Source organism: Streptomyces sp. NPDC049597, from assembly GCF_040675505.1.
Classification (GTDB): domain Bacteria; phylum Actinomycetota; class Actinomycetes; order Streptomycetales; family Streptomycetaceae; genus Streptomyces.
This window is the reverse complement of record NZ_JBFAOY010000070.1, coordinates 1-5,465: the sequence shown is the minus strand read 5'-3', so window position 1 is coordinate 5,465 and position 5,465 is coordinate 1. Positions and strand designations below refer to the sequence as shown.

4 protein-coding genes are annotated in these 5,465 nt (G+C 71.3%); 1 reads left to right on the top strand and 3 read right to left on the bottom strand.

Annotation, left to right across the window (positions count from 1 at the left end; translation table 11 throughout):
* Positions 1–84: 84 nt before the first annotated feature.
* From AB0K02_RS33875 to AB0K02_RS33865, 3 genes are all read right to left on the bottom strand, one after another.
* Positions 85–2,247, bottom strand: coding sequence for an EAL domain-containing protein (locus AB0K02_RS33875; protein ID WP_365996449.1), 2,163 nt, complete (start codon positions 2,245–2,247; stop codon positions 85–87).
* Positions 2,244–3,056, bottom strand: coding sequence for an SAM-dependent methyltransferase (locus AB0K02_RS33870; RefSeq protein WP_365996448.1), 813 nt, complete (start codon positions 3,054–3,056; stop codon positions 2,244–2,246). Before AB0K02_RS33870 ends, AB0K02_RS33875 begins: the two co-directional genes overlap by 4 nt.
* A 285-nt stretch (positions 3,057–3,341) precedes the next feature.
* Positions 3,342–4,313 carry an SCO0930 family lipoprotein gene (locus tag AB0K02_RS33865; protein WP_365996447.1) on the bottom strand — a complete coding sequence of 324 codons (972 nt, stop codon included), beginning with the start codon at positions 4,311–4,313 and terminating at the stop codon, positions 3,342–3,344.
* A gap of 571 nt (positions 4,314–4,884) precedes the next feature.
* Between AB0K02_RS33865 and AB0K02_RS33860 the strand changes: the two genes are divergently transcribed.
* Complete coding sequence (locus AB0K02_RS33860; RefSeq protein ID WP_365996446.1) at positions 4,885–5,400, top strand: hypothetical protein; 516 nt, start codon at positions 4,885–4,887, stop codon at positions 5,398–5,400.
* The last annotated feature ends 65 nt before the right edge of the window (positions 5,401–5,465 follow it).

The following is a 5,465-nucleotide window of genomic DNA, read 5'->3' as shown; positions in this document are numbered from 1 at the left end:
GGGCCCGCGGGCCGCCCCCCCCGTCCCGGACGCCGGCGTTTGAGGCACGGGGCGGGCGCGGGGCCCCGGGGCAGCGCCCCGGGATCAGACCGCGTCCGCCAGGACCAGCGCGTGGATGCGGTCCGGCGCACCGGGCCGTGCGTAGTACCACCCCTGTGCCGTGTCGCAGCCGAGCTCGCGCAGCTGCTCGGCCTGGGCGCCGGTCTCCACGCCCTCCACGGTCACGGCGAGTTCGAGGCTGTGCGCCAGCGACACGATGCCCTCGACGATCTTCAGATCGACGGGGTCGGCGGGGTGCTGCTGCATCCCCTGCGTGAAGGAACGATCGAGCTTGAGCACGCTCACCGGCAGCCTTCGCAGGTTGGCCAGGTTCGAGTAGCCGGTTCCGAAATCGTCGAGCGCGATGTCCACGCCCATCTCGGCGAGTTGGCGCAGCGGCTTGAGCAGGTCCTCGTCGGCGCCGATGAGCGCGGACTCGGTGACCTCCAGGCACAGGGCGCCGGGCTCCAGGCCCGAGCGCTCCAGCACGTCCACCGTGTCCGCGACGAGCCCCGGGTGCTGGAGCTGGGCCGGCGAGAGGTTGACGTTGATGCGCAGCGGGCCGCCGTCGGTGTGCCGAGTGCTCCAGTACCGGGCCTGCCGTACGGCCTCCTGGAGCACCCAGCGGCCGAGCGGCACGATCAGCCCGGTGCGTTCGGCGAGCGGGATGAAGCGGTCGGGGCCGAGCACCCCGTACTGGGGATGACACCAGCGCACGAGTGCCTCGGCGCCGTGCACGCTGCCGTCGCCGAGGTGGACGAGCGGCTGGTACTCGATGAAGAACTCGTCGCGCTCCAGCGCGGCGGGCAGGGCGTTGGTCAGCCCGTGCCGGGTGATGGCGCGGGCGTCGGCCTCCGGGTCGGCCAGCTCGAAGCGGTTGCCGCCCGCCGACTTGGCCCGGTACATGGTGATGTCGGCGCTGCGCAGCACCTCGGCGCTGGTCCGCTCGCCCCCCGGGCCCTCGACGATGCCGATGCTGCCGCGCACGGTGAACTCGCGCCCGTCGATGGTCACCGGCGAGGCGAGCGAGCCGAGGATGCGGGAGGCGAGCTCGTCGACCTCGCGCTCGGTGTCGGGGCCGGTGGTCAGCGCGACGAACTCGTCCCCGCCGAGCCGGGCGACCATCTCCCCCGGCGCGGTGGCACAGCTCTGCAGCCGGTCGGCGACCTCCACGAGCAGCCGGTCGCCGGTGGCGTGTCCGAGGCTGTCGTTGATGGCCTTGAAACCGTCGAGGTCGAGGTAGCAGAGCCCGAAGCGGGCGCCGTCCCCGGCCGACACGGCCTTTTCGAGCCGCTCGAAGAACAGGGTGCGGTTGGGCAGTCCGGTCAGCGCGTCGTGCGTGGCCTCGTAGCGCAGCCGCAGGTTGAGGAGCCGGCGCTCCGTGGTGTCCTCCAGGAGGACCAGCTGGTACTGCGGGGCTCCCTCGGCGTCGCGCAGCAGCGAGACGGTGAGGTTGGTCCACAGAACCGTCCCGTCGTTGCGGTAGAACGGCTTCTCGGTCCGGTAGTGCTCGCGCTCGCCGCGCACCAGTTCCCGGTAGAACTCCCAGACCTGGGGCCGGTCCTCGGGGTGCACCCACTCGGTGACCTTGCGGCCCCGCACGTGGTGTTCGAGGCCGCCGAACATCTGCATGAGGGTGTCGTTGACCTCCAGCAGATTGCCCTGGAGGTCCGCGATCCCGATGCCGATCGCGGCCCCGTCGAACACCGCCCGCCAGCGGACCTCCGTGGCGTGCATCGCCTCCAGGGCGTCGTTCCGCGCGAGCAGCGAGGAGCGGGCGATGGACTCCTGCTCGGCGAGCGTGCGTTCGCGCAGCGCCGCCGCGAACCCGGCGGCGACGGCGTGCTGGAGCCGGGCGCAGCGCGCCCTGTTCTCCTCGGCGGTCTGCTCCCGGTCGCCGCAGTAGAGCACGAGGTAGGACTCGACGACGCCGAGCGTGCGGCTGAGAGCGTCGGGGTCCGTGCAGTGGGCGTCGACGAGCGCCCTGCCGATCCGCTGCCCGGACTGCGCGTCGAGCGGACGCTCGCGCAGCAGACGGCACAGGTCCCGTGCCACCGGCAGCAGATGCTGTTCCAGCTCAGGCCGGGTGAGCGACGTCGACGTCACCGGGAAGACGGCCCGGCTCCAGATCGTCGCGAACCGTCTGAGTCTGTCCTCAAGGGCGTCCGCCTCCGCGTCGGGACCGGTCACCTGCGACGACGGCTTCACGCCTTGCGCCCCACCCCGGAGAAGCCCGAGAAGGCGTATGGATCCTCCTGGTCGACGGGGGTGTCGGGCCGCCAGTGGGGCATGGCGACGAGTCCGGGCTCGACCATGTCGTACCCCTCGAAGAAGGCCGCGATCTGCTCGCGGGTGCGCATGACCAGGGGGTTGCGGATCTCGTCGTAGACGGAGACCGCGCCGCCCGCCACGTCCTCGGGGACCGGTATCCCCTCGTACGAGGCGTGGGTGACGACCAGGAGGCTGCCGGGCGCGAGCGCGTCGCGCAGTTCCGCCACCGCAGCGTACGGATCGTCCTCGTCCTCGAGGAAGTGCAGTACGGCCACGAGGAGCAGGGCCACCGGCCGCTCCAGGTCGAGCAGCCCGGTGACCTCGGGGCTGTCGAGGATCTGCCGCGGCTTGCGGAGGTCGGCGCAGATCACGTCCGACCGCTCGTCCCCAAAGAGCAGGTTCTGGCTGTGGGCGACGGCCACGGCGTCGTGGTCGACGTAGACGACCCGGGCCTCGGGGTCCGCCGCGCGGGCCACTTCATGGACGTTGCCGAACGTGGGAATGCCTGAGCCGATGTCGAGGAACTGGCTGATCCCCTCGCCCACCGCGTAATGCACGGCCCGGCGCATGAACGCGCGGTTCGCCTGCATGATCTTCGGGAGCCCCGGCATGAACCGCATCGCCTTGCGCGCCGCTTCACGGTCGGCCTCGAAATTGTGCGAGCCGCCCAGGTAGAAGTCGTAGATCCGGGACACGCTCGGCACCGATATGTCGATGCTCTGCGGGGCCCAGGCGGGACGCTCCATCGATTCTCCAACAAGTCGCCACGGCGGATCGGCCATGTCCATGGCCAGCGTTCGAGCCGAGGCTACTGATCGCCCGCCAAGAGGGCGACCCCAAACGGAAATTAGCGGTCCGTTCTTGGTCACACGTCGTCGTCATGTACACGCGTCATGACCGTTGGTCACAGGACCGCGGTACGGTCGCCCCGCACATGCGGCCGGCCCGCCGTCACACCCTGGGGGTGCGAGGCGGGCCGGCGGGGGGCCTTTCCCCGAGGAAGGCCCCGGGCCGGAGGCGCGGTGTGGGGACTACTTGGGCGCTCCGACCGGCTTGCCCTCCGGCGACACGGCGTACCAGGTGCCGCCGACGCCCTGGCCGTTGGTGTCACCGGGCTCGGCGTCGCCGGAGAAGGTGTAGATGGGCCAGCAGTCGATGGTCTGCTGCTTGATTCCGTCGGGCCGGTCGAAGGTGACGAAGCCCTTCTTCAGGATTCCCTCGGTGTCGTTCTTGTCCACGGGCTCGACGACGGGCCACTTCTCCAGGCACTCGCCGGTGCAGGCCGTCTTCATGGGCCAGGCCGAGTCCTTCATGAAGCGGTAGACGGTCATGCCGTTCTTGTCGACGACGATCTCGCCGAGCTTGGGGTCCTTGCGCACGGACAGGCCCGCGAGATCCGCGGCCTCACCGCCCTCGGCCTCGCCGCCCTCGGCGCCGCCGCCGGGCGCGGCCTTCTTGCCGTCGGGGGCGGACGCGTACCAGGTGCCGCCCACGCCCTGGCCGTTGACGTCGCCGGCCTTGGTGTCCTTGGCGTAGCGGTACATCGGCCAGCCGCCGATGGTGAGCTGCTTGGTGCCGTCCTCCCTGGTCACCTCGCCTATCAGGGACGGGTCGACACCGGGTGCGGCGGTCGCCCCGCCGGCGGCCACGACGGGCCACGCCTTGGCGCAGTCGCCCTCGCAGTTGGACTTCGGCGGCTTGGCGGTGTCCTTGTCGAACCGGTAGAGCGTGAAGCCTTCGCTGTCCGTGACGACCTTGCCGAGGTCCTTGCTCTCCCAGACGGCGAGCTGGCCCGCGGGCTTGGCCGCGGCCGCCTCCTCCCCTGCGCCGGAGCCGTACCCGGCGTCCGCTCCGTAGCCTCCGCTGCCGGGCTGCGCGGGGTTCGCCGCGCCGACCGCCTGGCCGTTGGGGGTTTCGGTGCCCTGCTCCTGACCGCACGCCGTCGTCAGCGCGAGTACGGCCGCCGCAGTCACCGCGAGCGAGGCGTTCCGCCAGGTGTTCATGTCCACTCCCGTAGTTCTTCCAGCCGGTTCCGGCGCCTGGGGACGCCGTTCATGGCCCTAGGTACGGACGGGGGAGCGGCCCGTGTTCAATGCGCGCGGAAAAATCTTGGAGGCCGCGGCGTCCACGAATGGGGAAATCCCGTCGGCATGAGGTGAATTCCCCCGGGTCAGACAGCGCGGAAATGGCTTGAACCCAACTGAACGAGTGGCCCTTGCGTCACTCCGGCACCCGGCACCTCGGCGGCAGCGGCCTGCTGGGGCACCTCCGCGCCCGCGGTTCCGCGCTCCCCCGCGCCCGGAGACCTCCCATGAGACCGGACAGGGCGACCGCCCCGCGAAACCGGCCGGTCCTCGGGGACAGCAGCGCCGTCGCCCCTTCTCATCAGCCGCCGGCACCGGCTACTCCCCCACGCCCGGCATCTCCCCCGTCCGGCGCAGCGTTATGACCCGTTTGCCCTACACCGATCGCGTCCGTCCCACGCCGCTCTTAGCGTTTCGGTGACCGAGGAGCACTCCCCGACCTGTGCGGAACGGTTCCGCTACTGCTCCTCCGAAACCCGGAGGTCCGACCATGCGCGCGATACGTGCCGCGTCCGCCGCTCTGCTCGGAGCGGCCGCACTCGCCCTGACCGCTCCCACCGCAGCCTTCGCCGTGAACAACACGCCGTATGACTTCCGCGTGACGCCCTCGACCGTCGCCCCGGGCGGGCGCGTGACCCTGACCGCGGGCGGCTGCCCGAGCTCGACCACCGTGACGTCCGGTGTCTTCGACTCCGTCAGCATCCCCCAGAACGGCTCGGCCACGGCCGTCGTCGACTCGGACGCCCAGCCGGGCGCCGTGTACTCGGTCCAGTTCAACTGCATCGGCCGGATCGGCACCCTCGATCTGCGGATCTCCGGCGGCACCTCCACACCGACCGTGAGTTCCACCACGACCGTCGCGCCCTCGGGTGTGGGCGGCGGCCTGGGCGGCAGCTTCAAGAACATGAACACGACCGAAATCGTGGCGGGCGGTGCCCTGGTCGCGGCCGCCGCCACGGCGACCGTCATCGTCGTCCGCAGGCGCTCCGCCGACCGCCGTCACTGAGGGGCGCGGCCCACGCCCTTGTCGACCGGACCCAACCGCCCGTCGCCCCGAGTCCTGCGCAGGAC